The 23,091-nt window shown below is 35.0% G+C and carries 17 protein-coding genes, 1 riboswitch and 1 other annotated feature; of the genes, 4 read left to right on the top strand and 13 right to left on the bottom strand.

What is annotated here, in order from left to right; all coding sequences use genetic code 11:
• Position 1: 1 nt before the first annotated feature.
• Positions 2-904, bottom strand: a complete 903-nt coding sequence (locus ADH99_RS01180; protein WP_049555451.1) for a deoxyribonuclease IV — start codon at positions 902-904, stop codon at positions 2-4.
• Between the two features lie 142 nt (positions 905-1,046).
• Between ADH99_RS01180 and ADH99_RS01185 the strand changes: the two genes are divergently transcribed.
• Positions 1,047-2,465: an N-acetylmuramoyl-L-alanine amidase gene (locus ADH99_RS01185; RefSeq protein ID WP_049555450.1), complete on the top strand. Its 1,419-nt coding sequence runs from the start codon at positions 1,047-1,049 to the stop codon at positions 2,463-2,465.
• Between the two features lie 50 nt (positions 2,466-2,515).
• Here ADH99_RS01185 and thiI read toward each other — a convergent pair whose 3' ends face one another.
• From thiI to ADH99_RS01205, 4 genes are all read right to left on the bottom strand, one after another.
• The gene (gene thiI, locus ADH99_RS01190) at positions 2,516-3,733 is read right to left on the bottom strand and encodes a tRNA uracil 4-sulfurtransferase ThiI (RefSeq protein ID WP_049555449.1); all 1,218 of its coding nucleotides are present in this window, start codon (positions 3,731-3,733) and stop codon (positions 2,516-2,518) included.
• A 13-nt stretch (positions 3,734-3,746) separates the two neighbouring features.
• Positions 3,747-4,871 (bottom strand): cysteine desulfurase family protein, encoded by a 1,125-nt coding sequence (locus ADH99_RS01195; protein WP_049555448.1) that lies wholly within the window; start codon positions 4,869-4,871, stop codon positions 3,747-3,749.
• A 22-nt stretch (positions 4,872-4,893) separates the two neighbouring features.
• The gene (gene leuS / locus ADH99_RS01200) at positions 4,894-7,308 is read right to left on the bottom strand and encodes a leucine--tRNA ligase (protein ID WP_049555505.1); all 2,415 of its coding nucleotides are present in this window, start codon (positions 7,306-7,308) and stop codon (positions 4,894-4,896) included.
• Positions 7,309-7,354: 46 nt separating this feature from the next.
• Positions 7,355-7,550 (bottom strand) — a binding site (T-box leader).
• An 18-nt stretch (positions 7,551-7,568) separates the two neighbouring features.
• Positions 7,569-9,425: a LysM peptidoglycan-binding domain-containing protein gene (locus ADH99_RS01205; protein ID WP_244266386.1), complete on the bottom strand. Its 1,857-nt coding sequence runs from the start codon at positions 9,423-9,425 to the stop codon at positions 7,569-7,571.
• Between the two features lie 151 nt (positions 9,426-9,576).
• Between ADH99_RS01205 and ADH99_RS01210 the strand changes: the two genes are divergently transcribed.
• Complete coding sequence (locus ADH99_RS01210) at positions 9,577-10,179, top strand: tRNA (mnm(5)s(2)U34)-methyltransferase (protein ID WP_082160281.1); 603 nt, start codon at positions 9,577-9,579, stop codon at positions 10,177-10,179.
• Positions 10,180-10,222: 43 nt separating this feature from the next.
• On the opposite strand, the gene metK is transcribed toward ADH99_RS01210, so the two are convergent.
• Both metK and ADH99_RS01220 read right to left on the bottom strand, forming a co-directional pair.
• Positions 10,223-11,395, bottom strand: a complete 1,173-nt coding sequence (gene metK / locus ADH99_RS01215) for a methionine adenosyltransferase (RefSeq protein WP_049555446.1) — start codon at positions 11,393-11,395, stop codon at positions 10,223-10,225.
• A riboswitch (SMK box riboswitch) is annotated at positions 11,393-11,473 on the bottom strand. It overlaps the preceding gene by 3 nt.
• A 146-nt stretch (positions 11,474-11,619) precedes the next feature.
• Entirely contained in the window at positions 11,620-13,185 is a 1,566-nt protein-coding gene (locus ADH99_RS01220; RefSeq protein WP_049555445.1) for an LPXTG cell wall anchor domain-containing protein, read from the bottom strand.
• Between the two features lie 285 nt (positions 13,186-13,470).
• On the opposite strand from ADH99_RS01220, the gene ADH99_RS01225 reads away from it, so the two are divergent.
• On the top strand, positions 13,471-14,292 hold the full coding sequence (locus ADH99_RS01225; protein WP_049555444.1) for a hypothetical protein: 822 nt from the start codon (positions 13,471-13,473) through the stop codon (positions 14,290-14,292).
• A gap of 29 nt (positions 14,293-14,321) precedes the next feature.
• Here ADH99_RS01225 and nth read toward each other — a convergent pair whose 3' ends face one another.
• From nth to ADH99_RS01255, 6 genes are all read right to left on the bottom strand, one after another.
• The gene (gene nth / locus ADH99_RS01230) at positions 14,322-14,960 is read right to left on the bottom strand and encodes an endonuclease III (RefSeq protein WP_049555443.1); all 639 of its coding nucleotides are present in this window, start codon (positions 14,958-14,960) and stop codon (positions 14,322-14,324) included.
• A 3-nt stretch (positions 14,961-14,963) separates the two neighbouring features.
• Complete coding sequence (locus ADH99_RS01235) at positions 14,964-15,653, bottom strand: DnaD domain-containing protein (protein WP_049555442.1); 690 nt, start codon at positions 15,651-15,653, stop codon at positions 14,964-14,966.
• Between the two features lie 67 nt (positions 15,654-15,720).
• On the bottom strand, positions 15,721-17,022 hold the full coding sequence (asnS, locus tag ADH99_RS10405) for an asparagine--tRNA ligase (RefSeq protein ID WP_049555503.1): 1,302 nt from the start codon (positions 17,020-17,022) through the stop codon (positions 15,721-15,723).
• Positions 17,023-17,052: 30 nt separating this feature from the next.
• On the bottom strand, positions 17,053-18,240 hold the full coding sequence (locus ADH99_RS10410; RefSeq protein WP_049555441.1) for a pyridoxal phosphate-dependent aminotransferase: 1,188 nt from the start codon (positions 18,238-18,240) through the stop codon (positions 17,053-17,055).
• 13 nt (positions 18,241-18,253) lie between these two features.
• Positions 18,254-18,730, bottom strand: coding sequence for a DUF5590 domain-containing protein (locus tag ADH99_RS01250; protein ID WP_049555440.1), 477 nt, complete (start codon positions 18,728-18,730; stop codon positions 18,254-18,256).
• Between the two features lie 99 nt (positions 18,731-18,829).
• The gene (locus ADH99_RS01255) at positions 18,830-21,457 is read right to left on the bottom strand and encodes an exonuclease domain-containing protein (protein ID WP_049555439.1); all 2,628 of its coding nucleotides are present in this window, start codon (positions 21,455-21,457) and stop codon (positions 18,830-18,832) included.
• A gap of 274 nt (positions 21,458-21,731) precedes the next feature.
• On the opposite strand from ADH99_RS01255, the gene ADH99_RS01260 reads away from it, so the two are divergent.
• The gene (locus ADH99_RS01260) at positions 21,732-23,048 is read left to right on the top strand and encodes an ISL3 family transposase (RefSeq protein ID WP_049554475.1); all 1,317 of its coding nucleotides are present in this window, start codon (positions 21,732-21,734) and stop codon (positions 23,046-23,048) included.
• Positions 23,049-23,091 lie beyond the last annotated feature (43 nt).

The raw sequence follows: 23,091 nt of genomic DNA on the forward strand, positions 1-23,091 counted from the left end.
ATTATTTCCTTCTTTCTTGATTTAATAACTCTTCAATCCAATGTGAATCAAATTTTCCAGAACGAATCATTTCAATCTCTTTCTTGTATGGCGCAATCTGAACATTATCTTCCACTTTAATCCATGGAGTTTCAAGAATTTTAGGGAGATTTTTAAATTCTGGGACTTGAATAACATTCATTAACGCATCAAATCCAATTTCTCCAAACCCAAAATTTTCGTGTCTATCTTTATGGGCACCCACAGGATTTTTAGAATCGTTGATATGAAGAACTTTAATGCGATCAAGTCCTACCGTTTTATCGAATTGTGTCAATACTCCTGATAAATCGTTTATAATATCGTATCCAGCATCATGAACATGACAAGTATCAAGTGTAACCGATAAGTGTTCATTGTACGTCACTCCATCAATAATACGAGCTAGTTCTTCAAACGAACGAGCTAACTCTGTTCCTTTTCCGGCCATTGTTTCTAAGGCGATTTGAACTGTTTGGTCTTTTGTAATTACTTGGTTTAGACCATAAATTATTTGATTCAATCCAACGTCAACACCAGCACCTACATGAGAGCCTGGATGTAAAACAACTTGTGTAGCTCCGACTGCTTCAGCACGTCTCAATTCTTCTTTCAAAAAATCAATTGCAAAATCAATATATCCTTCTTTTGTTGTATTAGCTAAGTTAATAATATAGGGAGCGTGAACGACTACTTCCTTGATTCCATTTTCAGCCATAAATTTCTTGCCTATTTCAGCATTTAATTCTTCTATTGGTTTTCTTCTGGTATTTTGCGGAGCTCCCGTATACACCATCATAACATTTGCCCCGTAACTAAAGGCTTCTTTAGCAGATCCTAATAGCATATCTTTACCGCTCATTGAAACATGAGATCCAATTAACATGTCAAACCTCCAATTTGCTCTTATTCTTTTTTATTGTACCTAATAAATTCGACTACAATCAAGTTCAAAGCAACTTTTTATACACAAATAAGTGTTTTATTGTTATAATGAAATAGAAATACTTAATTTTAAAGGAGTCTCTATGGATTCATTATTGCATTTATTTAAAAAGAAAAATACACAACAATTCATAGCTTTCATTTTTATATTATTAACACTTTGGTTAATTGCCTATCCATTAGTCAGTGAAAAAACTGCTTCTACAAATGAAAACAATTCGCGTCAAACGGTCGTAGAGAATTCAAATACAAACTCTACCACACAGACAACTTCAAGAGTTAAAAATAAAATTGTTCAGTTTGCTGTAAATACTGGTTCTTCGAATGTACAGGTTTATCAAAAGATGGATTCAAAGTCAATCCCAATAGGTGAAATCTCTCAAGGACAGTATTTATTGTCTCTACATAAATTAGACAACGGGTGGATACAAGTTCAGTATAATGAACAAATTGGATATGTGGAAGAAAATGACACCATCTTACTAACAACCTTAATGAAAGGTTATGCAAATGGAGGTTTGAAGATTTATCAAACTGCCGAAAAAAACACTAAAGAAATTGGGACGATTCCCGATGGTGAGATTTTCTATCTTCTTGAAGACGTTTCCGATAAAACTTTAAAAATCCGCTATAAAGAGACTGAAGGATATGTAGATAGCGATTCTTCGAACTATACAATTGAATTAATACAAGAAATATTGAATAAACAAGCTGGGCTTCCAACGACTATTGATTCCAATAAAATGTTTGTAACGAAGCTAAAAGAAACTCCAATCTACTCTCAATCATCTATCACTTCAGATTTAATTGGAACGGTAGATAAAGGAACGCAATTTGTATATGAAGATAGAGAGGGAGATTTCTACAAAGTTTCTGTAGGCAATGGAAAATATGGATATATACCATATTGGTTAGTCACCGCAAACTTCGCAGGGATAGAAACAGATGACGCCCTCCCACAAGGAATTAAAAATGCAACTATTGTCATTGACCCTGGTCACGGTGGAGATGATCCTGGTGCTGTAGTAAACTTTAGTGAAAAGCATGAAGCTGATCACACACTTTCAACTGCTTTCTTAGTTAAGAAAGAATTAGAAGCATTAGGCGCAAAAGTTATTTTAACTAGAACTGACGATAGTTCCGTTTCCTTAGCAGATCGTGCTGAAATTAGTAATAAAAATAATGCAAATGCATTTATTAGTATTCACTTTGATTCTGCGGAAGTCGATAGCGCTAGTGGAACTACAACCTATTATTATAGCGATAAAAGTGAAAATCTCAGTCAAACCATTAATAAGTATTTATCACGTAACTTACCTCTTAAAAACCAAGGAAGCAGATTCCAAAACTTCATGGTATTAAGAGATAATGCTCGTCCGTCTATTCTTCTAGAACTTGGATACTTAAACAATCAAGGTGATAATAAAGTGATTTCTTCTCAAGAATATCAAGAAAATATCGCAAAAAGTATAGCAAACGCCCTAAAAGAATACTTCCAATAAACCAAAGAAGCGATGCTATTCCATATGGAATAGCATCGCTTCTTTTTATTTTAAAATAAATCATCAATCTCTTGTTGAGCTGTTTCAACGGCGGTTGTGTAATTGGCAGTAATTTCCTCAATCACTGTCCCCTCTACAGCCTCTTTAATTAAACCTTCAACATTAAGACGCGCTTCATATTGACGTGCCTTTTCGAGTTTTGGTTTTGTCTTTGGACTTGGTGGAGCAAACACCGTACAGCAGTCTTCAAATGGTTGAATCGATAATTCAAAAGTATCAATTTCTTCAGCAACTTTGATAATATCGAGTTTATCCATTGTTGCCACCGGACGAATTATTGGTGTGTTAGTCACGTCATTAATCGCCAGCATGCTATCTAAAGTTTGAGAAGCTACTTGCCCTACTGATTCCCCATTAGCAATTGCAAGTGCACGTGCGTTTTCTCTAAGTTGATCCGTAATACGAAGCATGAAGCGACGCATAATCGTCATTAAATAAGCTTCTGGTACACTCTTCTTAATTTCCTCTTGAATTCTAGAAAATGGTACCGTAAGGAATTGAATACTTCCTCCAAAACGAGCAATTTTTGCAGCTAAAAGTTTTGTTTTTTCAAGCGCTTGAGGACTCGTATATGGTGGGCTTGCAAAGTGAACGCATTGAATCTCCATCCCACGTTTCATCGCAAGATACCCTGCTACTGGAGAATCAATCCCGCCAGATAACATGAGCATCACTCGACCACTTGTTCCAACAGGAAGTCCGCCTGCTCCAGGGATGGTCTTAAGACTCACCATTAAGTGTTCACGGCGTACATCGATACGAACTGTAATATCTGGTTGTTTTAATTGAACTTTGATATCTGGAAATGCTTCAAGAACAGCATCTCCTAAGAACAGATTGATTTGGTTTGTATCCATCTCGAATGTGTGATCCGAGCGTTTTGTCATAATTTTAAACGTCTTACCTTCAAGATTTTCTTGGCTTAGTAAATCAAGAACGACTTTCTTTGCCACTTCCATATCTTTTTCAACGATATATACTGGCGAAATTGATTGAATCCCAAAAATTGGTTTTACCTTTTCGATAACAACTTCTTCAGGCGCTTCATGTAAATCTAAATACATAAAGTCATAATCAGGAATCACCTTTACCTGAGGAAAATCTACTAAGGCTTTTTTTATATTTGACGCTAATTTTTGAGTGAACATCTTCTTGTTTCTACCCTTTGTAGAAAGTTCACCATAGCGAATCAAAATTCTAGTTTTCAAAGGTTTCCTCCTTTTATTTTAAAAATGAAAATTGTTTCATTAACTGATGCAATACATCGATAAACTGTTCGACTTCTTCTTTCGTGTTGTCGTTTGAGAAGCTTACACGAACGGCTCCTGTTGCCCATTCAGTTTGCACATCCATCGCATAAAGTGTACTTGATGAATCTGCTTTTTTACTTGAACAAGCAGAAGTCGTAGAAATATAAATGCCATGATTTTCAAAAGCATGGACAACGACTTCTCCACGAACACCTTTAATGGCAAAGCACAACACATGTGACGCTCCATCTTCAGGTGAGAAGATGCGGATTTCAGGTTTTGTAACAAGCTCTTTCCATAGTTGGCTACGAAGTTCACTTGTAACCGATTTTTCCTCTAAGGCCATGCGTAACGCCTTTGTAGTCGCTACAATACCTGGAAGGTTTTCTGTCGTACTGCGTTCCCCTTTTTCTTGTCCTCCACCTGTTAAGAGAGCTTGAATCTTACGTCCAAATTTCTTATACATAATTCCAACGCCTCTTGGTCCATGGAATTTATGCGCAGATAGACTTAATAAATCTATGCGTCCAAGGGCTAGTAGCTGGCTTGCGCTCTCCAGTGCTTGAACAGCATCCACATGAAAATGAATCGATGGGTATTCCTCTAGTACTTTAGCAATCTCAGCAATCGGTTGAACTGCTCCGACTTCATTATTGACAGCCATTACACTCACTAGAATCGTATCTTTGCGAAGACTCTCTTTCAATTGCTCTACATTTACAATTCCTTTTGAATCGACATCTAAGTACGTCACTTCAAACCCAAAGCGTTCAAGTTGCTTACAGGTTTGAAGGACTGAAGGATGTTCAATCTTTGTGGTGATGATATGTTTTCCAAATACAGACTTCTCAAGAGCAGTTCCTTTAATAGCCCAGTTATTCGATTCAGTCCCTCCTGAGGTGAAGAAAATCTCCTCAGGTTGAACTGATAATAAACTAGCCACTTGTGCTCTAGCTTTTGTCAACACTTGATGGGCATCGACTCCTAATTGGTGTAAGCTCGATGGATTTCCGAAGAACTTTTGGCTAACTTGAACATAGCTCGTTAATGCATCATCATAAATTTTCGTTGTTGCTGCATTATCAAAATAAATCATTCTACTATCCTTTCAAATTCCATTAGTTCGCAACGATGTTTACTAAACGTCCTGGAACGGCAATTACTTTACGGATTGTTTTTCCTTCAATTGCAGATTTTACTGAATCATGTTCTTTAGCAAGTGCTTCAAGAGCAGCAGCATCTGCGTTCGTTGGAACCATTACGCGTGCTTTAATTTTTCCATTTACTTGGAAAATCACTTCAACTTCGTCTTCTACTAATTTAGATTCATCGTAAGTTGGCCATGGTTCGTAGCTAATTGATTCTGTGAATCCGAATTTACTCCAGATTTCTTCAGCCATATGTGGTGCTAATGGCGCAATCAATTGTACAAGACCTTTCATGTAGTCAAATGGTAATGCATCTGCTTTGTATGCTTCGTTGACGAAAATCATCATTTGAGAGATTGCAGTATTAAAATGCAATTCTTCGAAGTCTTCTGTCACTTTTTTCACTGTTTGATGGTACACTTTATCCAATTTACCATCATTTAGTTTTGTGATACGGTCACGCATCTTACCATTATCATCAATCATCAATCTCCAGAAGCGATCTAAGAACTTACGGCTACCTTCCAGTCCTTTTTCACTCCAAGCAATCGATGCATCTAGTGGTCCCATGAACATTTCATAAACACGTAATGTGTCAGCACCGTATTCACGAACTACATCGTCAGGGTTTACAACATTCCCTTTAGATTTAGACATTTTTTCATTACCTTCACCTAGAATCATTCCTTGGTTAAATAATTTTTGGAATGGTTCTTTGTTAGTAACAACGCCTAAATCGTATAACACTTTATACCAGAAACGCGCATATAGTAAGTGAAGAACGGCATGCTCTGCACCACCAATATATAAATCAACTGGTAACCATTGTTTTACTTTTTCAGGGTCTGCAATTTTTTCTTTGTTATGTGGATCAATGTAACGTACAAAGTACCATGAGCTTCCTGCCCATTGTGGCATTGTATTTGTTTCACGACGACCTCTCTTACCTGTTGCAGGGTCCGTTACATAGAGCCAGTCTTCAATCGCTGCCAGTGGTGATTCCCCAGTACCACTAGGACGAATTTTATCTGTTTTTGGTAGTACTAATGGCAATTCTGATTCAGGAACAGTTGTCATTGTACCATCTTCCCAGTGGATAACTGGAATTGGTTCACCCCAGTAACGTTGACGAGAGAACAACCAGTCGCGTAGACGATAGCTTACTTTTGCTGCCCCTACGCCATGTTCTTCAAGCCATGCATTCATTTTAGCAATTGCGTCAGCTTTGTTTAATCCATCTAGAAATTCTGAATGAATATGTACACCATCACCAGTGTATGCTTCTTCTTCAACGTTTCCACCTTCGATGACAGGAATAATGTCTAAGCCAAAAACTTTAGCAAATTCGTAGTCGCGTTCATCATGTGCTGGAACGGCCATAATCGCACCTGTACCATATGTGCTTAATACATAGTCTGCAATCCAGATTGGAATTTCTTTTCCGTTTACTGGGTTAATTGCGTACGCTCCAGTAAATACCCCTGTTTTTTCTTTAGAAAGTTCCGTACGTTCTAAGTCAGATTTTGTAGAAACAGCAGCAATATAAGCATCTACTGCTTCTTTTTGTTCAGGAGTCACAATCTTTTGAACTAATTCATGTTCTGGAGCTAATACATTGTAAGTCGCTCCAAATAATGTATCCGGACGTGTTGTGAAGACTTCAAAACTCTCTTCTGTTCCTTTTACATTGAAACGAACTTGAGCACCTTCTGAACGACCAATCCAGTTACGTTGCATATCTTTAATACTTTCAGGCCAATCCAACACATCCAAATCTTCTAATAGGCGGTCTGCATAAGCAGTAATTTTAAGCATCCATTGTTTCATTGGTTTACGGTAAACTGGATGTCCTCCACGTTCACTCTTACCATCGATAACTTCTTCGTTAGCAAGTACTGTTCCAAGCGCTGGACACCAGTTCACTGGAATTTCAGCTTCATATGCAAGTCCCATTTCCACTAATTTAGTGAAAATCCATTGTGTCCATTTATAGTACTCTGGATCTGTTGTGTTAATTTCACGGTCCCAGTCATAACTAAAACCTAATTCATTAATTTGACGTTTGAAGTTTGCTACGTTTACTTTCGTGAATTCTGCCGGATCATTTCCTGTGTCCAGAGCATATTGCTCTGCAGGAAGTCCAAACGCATCCCATCCCATTGGATGAAGAACATTGTACCCTTGTGCACGTTTCATACGAGAAACGGCATCAGTTGCTGTATAACCTTCTGGGTGACCTACGTGAAGTCCTTGTCCTGATGGATACGGGAACATATCTAATGCGTAGAAGTTTTTCTTAGAAGGATCTTCTGTTGTTTTGAATGTATGATGTTCTTTCCAATATTTTTGCCATTTTGGCTCTATTTCTAGATGATTAAATGTCATCTGATTCACTCCTTTCAAAATTAAAAACGCCCCACCTGTCATTGACAGATAGGACGCAATACGTGTTACCACCTAATTATTTTACTCTTCTTACCTGTAACGCTGGCGAGGCGGAAACTCTTACTAATCTTTCAGAGTTCGGCTAAAAAGGCGAGTTCAGTTTATCGAATTGATGCATTTTCACCAACCATGCACTCTCTACTACTTTCAAAGAAACTTACTATTCCTCTATCTGCTTTTGTGAGTATTATTCTAGCAGATTATTTTGAAACTTTCAACACTTGACCAACTCGGATAACATTTGAAGTTAAGCCATTTAAAGCTTTTAATTGTTCTAATGAAAGTCCGTAAGTTCTAGCAATACGCCATAACCCTTCTCCCGCTTTAACTGTATGAGTTTTAGCCCCAGAAGAAACGGCTTGTGTTGATGAGTATGAGGCAGTTGTTTGTGCTGAACCTGACACTAATAATTGTTGACCTGGACGGATTGTACTAGTTTCTGATAATCCATTCACTGAAAGTAATGTTCTTAATGAAATTCCATGATTATGAGCAATACGATATAAAGTATCTCCTGCTTTTACAGTATAGGTCCCTGAAGTTGAAGTTGCTTGACTAGCGGTACTTACTGGAGTGGCAACTGTTGCATTTGAAGCTCCTGAAACGTTTAGTGTTTGACCAGGACGAATCACTGAAGATTGAGATAGTCCATTTAATGATAATAACGAATTCAAGCTCACACCTGAACGACGAGCAATACTATATAATGTATCCCCTGCTTTTACAGTATAGGTCCCTGAAGTTGATACTACTGAAGATGCGCTATTTGTTTTAGTACTTACTGGAGTTGAGAAGTTTCCTTCTGATTGACTCACTGTTAAACTTTGACCAGGATAAATGATAGATGATTGAGATAAACCATTTAATGTTAATAATGAATGTAAACTCATTCCTGAACGACGAGCGATACTGTATAAAGTGTCTCCCGATTGGACAACATAGTTTCCACCGCTTGTACGAGCTGTAGAAGTAGATGTTCTAACTACTGTAGCAGAAGCTTCACCACCAACTACACGTAATGTTTGTCCTGGACGAATGATACTTGATGTAGAAATTCCATTGGATGAAATTAATTGAGATAAGCTCATCCCGAATTTACGACTGATACCATATAGGGTATCACCAGCTTTTACAGTATAAGTACCATTTGCTTTTGAAACAGATGTAGTACTTACAGGAGTTGATACTACTGTATTAGTAGTTTGTTTTGTATTATTTCCTAATGATAAAGATTGTCCTGGACGAATCACTGAATTTAATGATAATCCATTTAAAGACAATAATTGATTTACACTAACACCCGATTTACGGCTGATAGCATATAATGTATCCCCTGCTTGAACAGTATATTGTCCTCCAATTGAAGATTTTTCTTCAATTGACGCTGCGATAGCCGTAGCAGTTCCATTATCATATTTTGTCAATCCAAATTGTTCAATAATGCGGTTTAATTTAGCATAATACGCAGTGTCCGTTGCATAACGGCCAGTTAAATAACGTGTAGCATCTTGATAGCTATTTGTACGGCTCTTCCATGCACCAGAATAGAACATTGGAGCCCCTTTAATCCCATTAACAATTTTATCTACATAATCATCCATTGATTCTTTGTATGATGGATATTTTCTAAAATTATCATGAATACCGTAGTAGTTTTGCGCTCCAGCATCTTCTAAAGTATACATATTGACAGATTGACCATTGTAGTTCCCTTTTACACCAAATAAGTTATGGTTTGGTTCAGAAGCTAACGCACTTGTTCCCCATGCAGATTCTAGAGCTGCCTGTGCGATCATTACTGAAGTATAGACATCTTTTCCTTCAGTAGCTTGTTGAGCTGCAGGAATAATCTTATTTAAAAAACGTTGAGCTGGAGTTTGTACTTGATTCGTAGGTACAGTATATGCATGAGATTTTGGCGCTAATGCTAAACCTGCTACTGTAGTTGCTCCAACGACAGCAACTGTCTTTTGTAAATTTTTATTAGCAGCTTTTAAAGCCTTCATTTGATTTTCTTTTTTTAAACGTAAATATCTTTCGTGTTTTGTTTCTGTCATCCTTTTATCCTCCATCTAAAAACTAATTCGTAATCCATTATAGTAGGATAAAATTGAATGTGTAGGGGAACGTTGCGCGAACACGCAAAACGTCGTATACTCTTAATATCCGTAAAAAATATGTAACAAATTGTAAAATTTTACTTAAGAGGTGTTTATTTTGAAGAACGCTCAACAATTTAGCCACGAAATGATACTTTCCGCAAATTTAGAAAATGGACTATTTATCGACGCAACCGCAGGAAATGGACATGACACACTTTTTTTGGCACAACATATAGATTCGACTTCAAAAATTTTATCTTTTGATATTCAAGAAACAGCTAGTTTACAAACAAGACAATTATTACAAAAATATGACTTAGCCCCAAAAGTGACTTGTATTCTAGACTCTCACGCGAACATTTCAAACTATTTAGAACCAGACGAGCGTGTTAGATTAGCTATTTTTAATCTTGGTTATTTACCTGGAAGTGATAAAAAAATCATCACAATTCCCTCTTCCACTCTGGAAGCCATCCAAATTTTGCTTGGACGACTAGAGAAAAATGGAAAAATAATCATCGTTTCCTACTATGGTCATGACGGTGGGTTAGAAGAAAAGGATGCTGTTGAAGAACTCATTTCAGCTCTTTCTCAAAAGGAATGGTCCGTTTTAAAATATCAATTTATCAATCAAATCAACTGCCCACCAATTTGTTATGTCATAGAAAAAAAGCAGAAAATTATCATATATGATAATTTTCTACTTTAAATGAAAAGCCAACCTCATTGAGGTTGGCTTTCTTCATGATCGTTTAAGCAAAATAAGCTTTTAACTCTTCTACTTTATTCAGTTGTTCCCATGGAAGTTCAATATCTGTTCTACCAAAATGACCATAAGCTGCAGTTTGTTGATAGATAGGTCTACGTAAGTTTAGTGTTTCAATAATTCCTTTTGGAGTTAAGCGGAACTCTTTACGAATGACTTCAATGATTTTATCTTCTGGTACGTGGTTAGTTCCAAAAGTATCTACAGCAATTGAAACAGGTTGTGCAACCCCAATGGCATAGGCTAATTGGATTTCGCATTTATCAGCTAAACCAGCTGCAACAACATTTTTTGCAATATAACGAGCTGCATAACTTGCAGAACGGTCTACTTTAGTAGAGTCTTTACCAGAGAAAGCTCCACCACCATGACGTGCATAACCACCGTAAGTATCCACGATAATTTTACGTCCAGTTAATCCTGAGTCTCCAACAGGTCCACCGATAACGAATTTACCAGTTGGATTAATAAAGTAACGTGTTTCATCGTCAAGTAATTCAGAAGGTACGACTGGTTTTACAACATACTTAAGTACGTCTTTTCTGATTTGCTCTTGAGAAATCTCTTCATCATGTTGTGTACTTACAACAATTGTATCAATACGTTTTACTTTATGTTCAGGAGTATATTCAATTGTTACTTGAACTTTTCCATCTGGACCTAAGTAATCTAATTGTTTTTCCTTACGAACTTTTGCAAGTTGATAAGCTAACTTATGACTTAAATCAATTGGCAATGGCATATAAGATTTCGTTTCGTTTGTGGCATAACCAAACATTAAACCTTGGTCCCCTGCTCCAAATTCTTCTGCTTGCCCACGAGTTTCTAATGCATCATCAACACCCATTGCAATATCTGGTGATTGCTTGTCTAAAGAAACCATCACCGCAACTGCATCAGCATCGTATCCATACTTGCGGTCAGTGTATCCTATTTTACGAATCGTATCACGAGCAACTTGTTGGTAATCAACAACCGCACTCGTTGTGATTTCTCCTACTAAAACGACTAAACCAGTGTTTACTACTGTCTCACAGGCTACACGAGCAGTTGGATCTTGAGTAAGAATGGCATCTAAAATACCATCACTAATTTGGTCTGCGACTTTATCGGGATGTCCTTCTGTTACGGATTCCGATGTAAATAAAATTTTTTCCATTTCTTTTCCCCCATTCAATTCCGGTTACAAGGCATCTACACATGGTGCATCCTTTCGGGAATATCATTTTTAACTTTTCCTATTATAGCACTTTTATAAAAAAATGATAGTAAAATCAATTATCATTAAGTACTCAACGGAAATTTATAATCGACTTAAATACAAATTTTAAACTTAATAAAAAAGCCTAAGTATAAACCTAGGCTTTCCATATTAAATATTTGTTATTTTTGTTCTTTACGAATAACTACAAATGAAGTCACTAAGAATAAGCCTGCTAATAAAACTAAAATATTATAATTCGAAGTACCAGTATTAGGCAATTCTGGTTTTTCTTCAGTAGTTGTAGTGTTCTCTGTCGTTTCAACAGTACTTGGCACTTCTGTTGTCGTTGAAGGAGACTCTGTTGTAGTCGTTACTGTTGTAGCCTCTTCAGTTGTTGTGGTTGACGTTGTAGTTGTAGAAGTCGTAGTAGTTGTTGTAGTCGTAGTTGTAGTTGTTTGTTCTTTTGGATTTACAATTGTTTTTGTAACTGTTCTATCAGCCGCAAAGTCAGCAATATTTACATCTGTTTCAGGTGTTTCAATTTTATATCCCGGAAGTGTTTCAACTTCTGTAAGTGTATATTTATCTTTTAATAATGAAGGTACCGTGATATTTCCATTAGAATCAGTGACATATTCTCCTATTACTTGATTATTTCTTAATCGAGTCAGTTTAAATTTCACCCCAGCTAATGGTTTATTTTCATCATCTACTTTATGAACATTAATGGTGAATACATAACCAATTCCAGACCCTCCGGCTACTTGCACAGCAGAAGCATTTGTGACTTCTTTTTGAACAATTCCTTTCGCTTTTAATCTCGCATCATTTTTCAACAGTTCTCCGTCTAATGGAGAATAGTTTAATCTGACATCATATGAAATACGATATTGATCTGTTTCACTAATATCTCCTAGTTCAGCAACAAAAGACTTTCCATCTGCACCAAAAGTAATTTTATGTTGACTTGTTACATCCGTTCTGTCAGTAAATTGCCATTCACCATTTACGTAATTAAATTTTCCTTTATAAATTCGAAAACTATCTTTCACATAAGAAGCATTATGATATTGTAACTGATCTTCTATTGTAACTTCTTTTAAATTCTGCTTCGTTCGGTTAACAGAAATATTGTAGGAAACAGTTTTATAGTCTGTATTGTTTACCCAACTAGTTTTTGTGAAAAGTGTTGGATTTCCATCTCCAATGCCTTTGAATTTGATTTTTCCAGCGACTTTTGTTTCTTTGTTTACGGTTAGATCTATCGAAATCTCTCCAGCTTGTGGGTGTTTTTTGAAATCTACTCTAGCATAGAAGAAGAATTTACCATTTGTATCTGAATGCTTTTCCACATAATCCGTATATTCTAATGTTAAAGTTTTGTTATTGGCATCTACTGTTGCATGCGCAATCACTTCTTTTGTATTGACATCTCGAATTTCAAAGCTAGTCGAAGTGATAATCAATGCATCAGGAACTGTTAAAATCGTCTTGTCGCCTGCTTTAACATCCTTATCGCTTAAATCAAATGTAGCATTAATTCTAAAAGTTGCCCATTGTGCTAGATCCCAATCTAACTTTCCGCCTTCATTATTAGAAATACTTAAACTAGTTATGGCATCAGCAAAATTACCAGTAACTGTCGGAGAGGTATCCGCAGAAGCATTTCGTGAAGTTAGGGAGAAGAGTGCTGCTAAAAATACTAATAAGAACGATAAAAATGCAATTTTTCTGGTTTTTTTCATATTTATTCCTCTTTTCTTGGTTTACTGGTAATAAATCAATGATTTATATGTTCATAATATCACATTTACATAACAATTAACATAGGATAATTGTTAAATATTCTATATATTCACATTTTCATCAAATGAAAAGATGAACATATATAGAAAAAATTTTCATTGATTTCATATTAAAGAAATAGTTTTCTTTTTGAAGAATCTAAAAAACGCCTTTAAATCCCCTCATCTTGACAAGAACGGCATTATTCCATATCATTAAACTATAATTAAGAATGAGGTATTTTTATGAACAACGAACCACAGTCTATGTCCGTTTCGAACATCTTACATCAACTAACCTCTCCTTGGCTGAATTTTATTTTAGCTCCTTTAGGATATTGTTTAATCGGACTTCTTCTTGCTGTAAGACAACAACAATTTCACTTTACTCATTTTTCAGTATTGTTTTTGTTCTTTGTCATTATTTATTTGCAAGAAAATTCATTTAGAAAATTTGCTAACCATCCAGAATTGAAAAGATGGATTTTTATAGCTATTACAGATATACTGCTACTTTCTCTTCTAGTCTATTTTTATCAAAATGTATCTTTAAGAATTGTTCTTCTTTTACTTTTAATAGTGATTCTGAACCACGGTCACTTGTTTGAATTGAAGACAAATGATATGTTTTATATTTATCATTCATTTTTAAATAGTATTTCAAAATATTATTTGGGGAATTTCATCACTTTGTTTATTTTAAGTGGCGCGGTTTCTAAAGAAATTGGCATTCAATTATTCCAATACATTTTATTTGGATTATATGTTTCTCATGTTAAATCACGTTTGGTTGAAATTAGAGAAGGAAAAAGACACTATGGTCCAGTAGTCGCAATTTGTACTGTTTTATTTAATCTTTCTTGGCTAATTGGAACAATTATCTACTTTGTCTGGTATCTAGGCTCCTTCAGTATTTTGGGAACCATTTTATTCTCATTATCCTTATTGATTCCAATTTTATATCAAATATACTATCGAAAAGAATTTTCTGTTAATCGACAATTTACATACTTACATTGGTATTTAATTGTAATGTCATTTTTATATGGATTTTTCTTTATCATTTAAAAAAACGTTGGACATTGTCCAACGTTTTTTTAAACTTCTTTTTGACCATATGCACAAAGATCTAACAATGGACATCCCTGACACTTCGGACTCCTAGCCGTACAATGATATCTTCCAAAGAAAATCATCCAATGATGAGCCCTTCCCCATTTATTTTTAGGTAACTTTTTACATAAGGTTTCTTCAATCTCAAGAACGGATGCTGACTGTTTACAAATCTGTAATCTTTTGCTTACTCTTTCCACATGAGTATCTACAGCAAAAGCTGGTAAGCCAAAAGCAACACTTAGTACAACATTTGCTGTTTTTCGCCCTACACCTGCTAGCGAAACCAATTCTTCTCTTGTTCTTGGAACTTCACCATTATATTTTTCAACAAGTTGCTGGGCACAAAGTCTAATATTTTTGGCTTTATTTCGGTATAATCCTAATGATTGAATACACTCAATTACAACTTCTTCTTCACTATTTGCTAGAGCATGAGCAGTGGGATAAATTGCAAAAAGCTTCGGCGTCACTTTATTAACGCCTTTATCTGTAGCCTGTGCACTTAAGATCGTTGCAATTAAAAGTTGAAAAGGTGTTTCATGATTCAATTCACAGTGCGCATTAGGAAATAGTTTTTCCATTCTCTCTACTGCTTCAATAGTTTTTGCTTTCGATAACATAAATCACCTTTTCGTCCAATGAATCATCGGTACTTTAGTTTTATCTAGAGGACTAGCTTGTAGTTCAACTTGATTATTTTTGATTCGACTCTTTTCAGTAGCAAGCTGTTGTAAAGTTTTAATTCCTTTTCGATGCCAACTCAAAAGAATCTTATCCATATATTTAATCGTGAAGACCTGATTTAATACACATTCCTTTAATGCTGCAATAATAATTTCTTGTGGATAATGATCCTGGTGAATCCAACTAGATACATTCTGAATTTCAAAGGAACTAAGTGGTCTGCCAAATTCCTGTTCAATTAAAGCTAACAAGTTAATATCAGACTGTTTTTGCTCTTTATTTTTGATGGAATGTTGCTTATATGCAATCTCTAATTGTTGCATTAAAGGTTTAAAACTGTAATAATCTACCTTTTTTTCAGTTTGAGTTTCTCTTTGTTGAATGACTAGTACTTGTCTATCCATTAAATGTTGAATAATTCCAAATAATTGCTTTTCATCCAGTCCAAATGTTTTACAAGTTTCTTCTACATTTAAAACGAAGTATTCTTCTGTATGCCTTTGTAATAACCAAGAAATTAACAAACATTCATCTGCACTTAATTGTAAATGCCGATAATATTGTATCAATACATTAGGTACTGTTGTGGAACCACTAAACATCCAATACTCTTGGAATGTTATTGCCATTTGAATTCCTCCCTCTTCTAAAAAAGAGCCAACGACACATGTCAGCGGCTCCTTTATTTTCATTTTATTATGGGTAAATACGGTTTAGTAAGCGTGGGAATGGGATAGCTTCACGAATATGTTTCGTACCAGCTACAAATGTTACCATACGTTCTAGACCAAGTCCAAATCCTGAATGAGGCACAGAACCGAATTTACGTAAATCTAAGTAGAATGCGTAGTCATCTGGATTTAATCCATTTGATTTAATTCTGTCTAATAATTTATCATAGTCCGTTTCACGCTCACTACCCCCAATAACTTCCCCGTATCCTTCCGGAGCAAGTAAGTCCGCACATAATACACGACTTTCATTTCCAGGAACTGGTTTCATGTAGAAAGCTTTAATTTCAGTTGGATAGTTGATGACGAATGTTGGAACACCAAAGTGGTTTGAAATCCAAGTTTCGTGTGGTGAACCGAAATCATCTCCATGTTCTAGATGTTCGTAGTCCGTATCTTCATCATTTTCGTGCGCTTGTAACAAATCAATCGCTTCATCGTATGTGATACGTTTGAACGGTTCGCTAATATATTTCTTCAATAATTCAGTATCACGTTCAAGAGTTTCTAACGCATGAGGTGCACGGTCTAGTACTCCTTGAATTAACGCTTTAACGTATGCTTCTTGTAAGTCTAATGACTCGTCATGTGTTAAGTATAAATACTCCGCATCCATCATCCAGAACTCAGTTAAATGACGACGAGTTTTAGATTTTTCTGCACGGAATACAGGTCCGAAGTCGAATACACGACCAAATGTCATTGCTCCAGCTTCTAAATATAATTGACCAGATTGTGTTAAAAATGCTGGTTCTCCAAAGTAATCCGTTTCGAATAATTCTGTAGAATCTTCTGCCGCATTTCCTGAAAGAATTGGACTATCGAATTTAATGAATCCATTTTTATCAAAGAATTCATACGATGCATATATAATCGCATTACGAATTTCCATAATAGCATGTTGTTTTGTTGAACGTAACCATAAGTGACGGTGGTCCATTAAGAAGTCAGTACCATGCTCTTTTGGAGTAATTGGGTATTCATGACTCTCACCAATTAACTCAATGTCTTTTACCAATAACTCATATCCTAATTTAGAACGAGTATCCTCTTGTACAACACCTGTTACGAATACAGAACTTTCTTGAGTTAATCCTTTTGCTAATTCAAATGTTTCTTCATTTACATCAGCTTTCACTACAATTCCTTGGAAATAAGCTTTTCCATCACGCAATTGTAAGAATGCGATTTTTCCGCTAGAACGTTTATTGGTAACCCAAGCACCAATTTTAACGGTTTGTCCAACGTAATCTTTTGCTTGATTCATTGTTATAGTTTTCAAAATATCCCTCTTCCTTTACAAATATGATTCAATAAATTCTTTAATACGTTTTGCTGCTTCTCTTAACTCTTCTTCACTACTAGCGCAGCTAAGCCTTAGAAAGCCATTGCATCCAAAATTCTCTCCAGATACAGTAGCCACTCCAGCTTCTTCCAAAAGTTTTAAAGCAAATTCTTCTGACGAGGCAACACCAACAATATGCATGGCTGTTTTTATATTCGCAAACAAATAGAAAGCTCCTTTAGGCTTTTCACACTTGATTCCTTGAATTTCGTTCAGAAGTTGATGAAACAAGTCAATCCTTAATTGAAATTTTTCACGCATCTGCGTCTTAACGACTTCCATATCTTCATCAAACGCACGAATAGCCGCATATTGAGTAACCGCAGCAGGATTGCTAGTCGTATGGCTTGTAAGGTCATTTAAAGCTCTTATAACTTTTTGAGGACCAAAAACATATCCTAAACGCCAACCCGTCATTGCTACAGATTTCGATAAACCATTTACAATAAGTGTATTATCAAAAATTTCCTTTGATAAGCTGGCCATACTAATTGAATCTTCACCATACACTAATTCATAATAAATTTCATCTGCTATTACAAAAATGTCGTGTTCTAAGGCCCAATTTCCAATTGCAAATAGCTCATCTTTTGTATAAAGGAGCCCGGATGGATTCGATGGCGCATTTAATAACAAGAGTTTTGTCTTTTCAGTCACATATTCATTTAGTAAGTCAATCGTTACTTTAAATGAATTTTTTTCTTTAGTTTCAATATATACTGGAACACCTTCTGCTAATTGAACTTGCTCAGCGTAACTAACCCAATAAGGGATTGGAATTAACACCTCATCTCCAGGGTCGACTAAAGTCATGAAAACTGAATACAAAGCAAATTTTGCTCCTGAAAAAGTTGCTACTTGATTCTTTTCTAAACGTATTCCGTCTCTTCGATAATGATAATCACAAATTGCTTGGCGTAAAGAATCTATTCCTAACGCTGGAGTATAGTGATCCGTTTCATGGCTTTTTAAAGCAGTAATGGCTGCATCTGTGATTTGTTCTGGAGTATTGAAATCTGGTTCTCCAATCGAAAGACTAATAACCTTCCGACCTTTCTCCTTTAATTCTCTGGCCTTTTGAGTCATTGCTAAAGTCCCTGACGGTAAAATTCTTGATACTCTCTTTGAAATTTTAACCATAAATCACCAATTTCTATATATTCTCAATATCTTTAATCCATTGTCCATTCTGAGCCGAAATATAGTAGTAACCAATTCTTTGATTATTCATTCTATAATTCACTTCCCATACTGGTTCTCCATTTAAAATACCCATTCTCGCTTCTAAAACCTCAACATCTGGTTTTGCTTGAGCTGTAATGGAACGTGCCTCTTCTTCGTTCACTACTGCAGATTGCTGAAGAATGGTCACTTCTCCACCTTCTTCAGGAGTAATCGCATAAATTGCTTTTCCTTCAGTGTCTTCACCCATAATTGTGTAGTAAGATTTGTCATTATTAAACCAATAAAACTTAGTTACCTTAGAAAACTCCACTTTGGGAGCCATCAATGTTAATGCTTCATTACGTTTTTTTATTTTTGGATCAACACTCGTTAAAAAGATTTGTGCGCCAGCTAAAAATAATAGAAATAAAGTGAGTAATAGAATAAACATTGATTTTCTTTTCATCAATTTCTCTCCTCAACTCTAACTTTCATAGATAAAGGTATTATACGCTATTCTAAGCAAAAATACCAACATCCCCTTATAAAATAATCCTAAACTTAGTTAATCTTTATTTTTTATACGCGCACTATTCAAACATTTTTTGAAGGTCTTTTCGATAACTATTGCACTTTCTGGAAATATATTTTTTACTTTCTCGGAATACTTACTAATAGAGGCTCGTACATCTAAAATCCATATTTCTGCATTCTTTTGTGATGGACGACTAAATCGACCTAATCCTTGATAAAGTTGAAGAAGCATCATTTTAATCGAATAATGAGCAAAGTAGGAACGATTCTGTTCTTTCATCTCCAATTGAACAATTTGTTGATGGGTTGTAACTGGATTTGGAAAAGGTAATTTAGTAATTACTAAAGAGTCTATAGAAACTCCACCACTATCAAATCCTTCCCAGAAACTGTATACTCCTAATAAAATGGAATCACTCTTTTCTTGGAATCTTCTTTGAATTTTCCGTCCTAATTGAGATCCTTTTTGAGCTAGTAATTCAATATGATTTTTTTTACAATAATTAACCATCAAATCTTCTACTGCCATCAATGCCTCAATGGAATGCATTAAAACTAACATTCTGCCCCCATTACGTTCATAAATCTGTTGAATACAATATGCGATTTGTTCGTGATATTGGTTACTTGAAGCTGCAGTAACAGAAACTAAGTCATTTGGAATAAAAATATGGTGGGCGGACGAATTCACTTTGGAGTCCATAATTGTAAGGTTCTCTTTTGCTTTTAAATCGTAAAATAAAGGAGTAAAAGTTGGAATGGTTGCAGAAATCCCTATTAACTTCTTAATTGTTTTCTTAAAATGATTAAAAATGTGAGTAACTGAGTCAACTCTCGATACTTCTATTGTTGTTTGTCCAAATTGGTCTTTTCGTTCAATGACGAAATACGAATGATTGGACTCTTGGAATTTGAGCAAGGAATCCTTCATTTCTTGTAATAATTGAATGCTATTCTCAAATAAACTTGTCTTTCCTGAATTTTCTTGAAGATAATTCATTAACTGAATAATGGACTTTGTGAACGCTCGAATCATTTCATGATGAATCGTTTCAATCCATTCTTCATTTGTAAAAACAATAGATTCCTTCAAATAGTTTCCTCTATTCAATTCTTCAAACCAAGTTTCATATAAGTCACAAATTTCTAAAAGTTTGCGGTTTATTGTTCTGGACAAATGCTCCTCATCTTTCGAAAAATTTGTCATCGAATTTAGATAGTAATCACTCCATAATTGTTGTAATAAGAACAAGTTCGAGAATTTAATCGGTACGGTTCCGTATTGTTCTAGTGAGTGTTCAAACTGTTGCACTTCGTCTAATAGAACAATTGGTTTCATCTGATGAGACATTGTAGACGCATAATGAATTAAAAACGCATGATTTGTTACTACAATATTGCTTTTTTGAACAGATTGAACCGCTTTAGTCCAATATAAACTTTCCTTTTTAGAATTCTCTTTCACACAAATATCTTTCCAAAGAGATGATTGGTATAGGACTTGATTACATTCTGATAAATCTCCTGTTTCAGTTTCAGTAATCCAAACAACTAAGCCCATAACTGACAAACTGACCCTTGGACTCTTGTCATTTTTTAACTGACTAATTTTGTAAGAGAAAGCTTCTAAATCAATATAATTTCTTTGTCCCTTTATTGAAACAATAGGATTTTTAATCTTTAAGGCGCTTACTATTGGAAGTACACTATCTTCATACAATTGTTGCTGAAGTAATAAATTTGAGGTAACAATCCAAATAGGTTTTTGTTTTGTCGCCTTTTCAAGAGCAGCAAGAAGATAAGCATACGTTTTCCCAGAACCAGGAGGTGCTTCTATAAAATGAATGGGTTCCTCTTCTTCTAATGTTTCAAGAATTTTTTTAATAATTTTTCTTTGAGAATCATTATCTTTTAAAAATTGATTTTCAACTAATTGACTATAGGCATTCAACGCAGAAACTTTAGTAGTTGTTGGAAAACTTTTTTCTTCAAAAACCTTCTTCGACACTACAAAACCATTTTCAATTAAATAATTATTACTATCTTTTCCTTTAGAAATACTGAGGGCTTCCTTAAAAATATCCCCCGTATCCCCAATAAGTTCACTTGAAAATTCAACTAATTGTTCAAGCGTTACCTTAGAAAAACTACGAATTTTTTCTTGAAGTATTAAAAATAATTGGGCAGTTGCCCGAGCGTCACTTCCAGCTGTATGAACTTGCGTATGAGGAATTTTTAACATATTTGTTAAGTCACTTAAACGATAACTAATAGCTGAAGGATAACAAATTTGAGCCAATTGAACAGTATCTATAAAAGGAACTTCTAACTCAATCCCTAGAGCCTCTTTTAAAGCAGCAATGATAAAAGGTCCGTCAAATCCAACATTATGGGCTACAAGAGTTCGACCTTCTAACAGATTGTAAATATTCATTGCCACTTCATCAAAATAAGGTGCTTTTTCAACATCAGCATTTGTTACACCCGTTAATAACTGTATTTCAAAGGGAATACTCTGCTCCGGATTTATGTTTAAAGTCATATGTTCAACAATTTTATGATCAGTGATCAAGGTACACCCAAATTGGAAAATACGGTCCCCTTGTTCGTACTTAGGTCCCGTTGTTTCTAAATCGATGACGGCATATTTCCTCTGCATTCGCAATCCCCCTTTCTTCGTATTCTCATCTATATTAGTGTACTAACTTCTTTAAAGGGTTGCAACCAACAAAATACACATTCGCCGACTATCATTTATTTTTTATCAAAAAAAAGAAGCTAGAGAGCACCTCTAGCTTCTTTTCGAATATTTATGGTTCTATAATTTTTAGGGTTGATGGAAATTTTCCACAACCCTATTTTAGTGTATACAAAAAGGCCAACATCCATTATATTAAAAGCGCCTAAACCTAATACAAAAGGATGATGACCATATGAACAATATACTAGAAGCTACGCTACAAATCAAAGATAAAAATATTATTTGGGATAATAAAGTTCAAGAGAAGATATTTAAAAAGAGAAAATCTTTATTTTATTCAGCTACATATACGCATAAACCAGAATTTTGTACCGTCTGTGGATGTGTTAGCCAAAATCATAATATTGTTAAAAATGGGACGAAAACTTCTCGTATCACTCTCTGTTCTGTTTCAGGCCTTCCGGCCTACTTAAATCTACGCAAGCAGAGATTTCTCTGTAGAGAATGCGGCTCTTCATTTACCGCAGACACTAGTCGAATTGTAGAAAAACACTGTCATATCTCGAAACGATTAAAAAACGAAATCAAATCAAAAATAAGTGAAACAGTATCTGAAACATATATCGCAAAAGAAACAAATGTTTCAGTTCATACTGTCAGACGTATCATAGATGATACAGCACGATTCTTAACGATTAAACCATTACATGATTTACCTGCGCATTTATGCTTTGATGAATTTAAATCCGTTAAATCTTCCGATAGTAATATGAGTTTCATTATTTGTGATAGCACTACACACAAGCTGGTCGATGTTGTACGAGATAGAAAATCTTACAATTTGAAAAGATATTTTCATCGTTTTGAGCCCAAGACTAGATTAATGGTAAAAACTATCTCAATCGACATGTACCTACCGTACATTCAATTAATAAAAGAAATGTTTCCTAACGCAAAAATTATCATTGATCCTTTTCATATCGTACAAGCCTTAAATAGAGAATTAAATCGTACTCGGGTACGTGTCATGAATAAGCATCGTTATAAAGACCCTAAATTATATCGAAAGTTAAAACACTATTGGAAGTTCATTTTAAAGAATCCTAACGAACTTCAGAACTATAAATATAATCGTTATAAGCTTTTTGAAAGTTTTATAACAAGTAAAGGAATCGTGGATTATATTTTGGAAAACAATCCATCTCTTAAAAATGATTATGAGGTTGTACATTCACTTCGTGAATGTATTCAAGCTAGAGATTATATAGAATTCAAGGAAATGATTGAAGCAGCTACACAATTAGACCTATCTTCTGGTTTAAAAAGAGTATTAAAAACTCTAATTACTTACCTGCCATATATTCAAAATACTTGTGAGCATCCAACTAGAACAAACGGACCTATTGAAGGAATAAACAATAAAATAAAAGTGCTCAAAAGAAATGCCTATGGCTTTAGAAACTATTATCACTTTAGGAACAGGATTATTTTAATAACAAAAATGTTTGGCCCAAAACAAAAAGGAATTAAGCAACAATTAGTTGCTTAATCCCTTCCTAATATTCTTCATCAACACTATTTGACAAAGAGCC

The sequence above is a fragment of the Granulicatella sp. 572.rep1_STHE genome, from assembly GCF_001073445.1.
Classification (GTDB): Bacteria; Bacillota; Bacilli; order Lactobacillales; family Aerococcaceae; genus Granulicatella; species Granulicatella adiacens.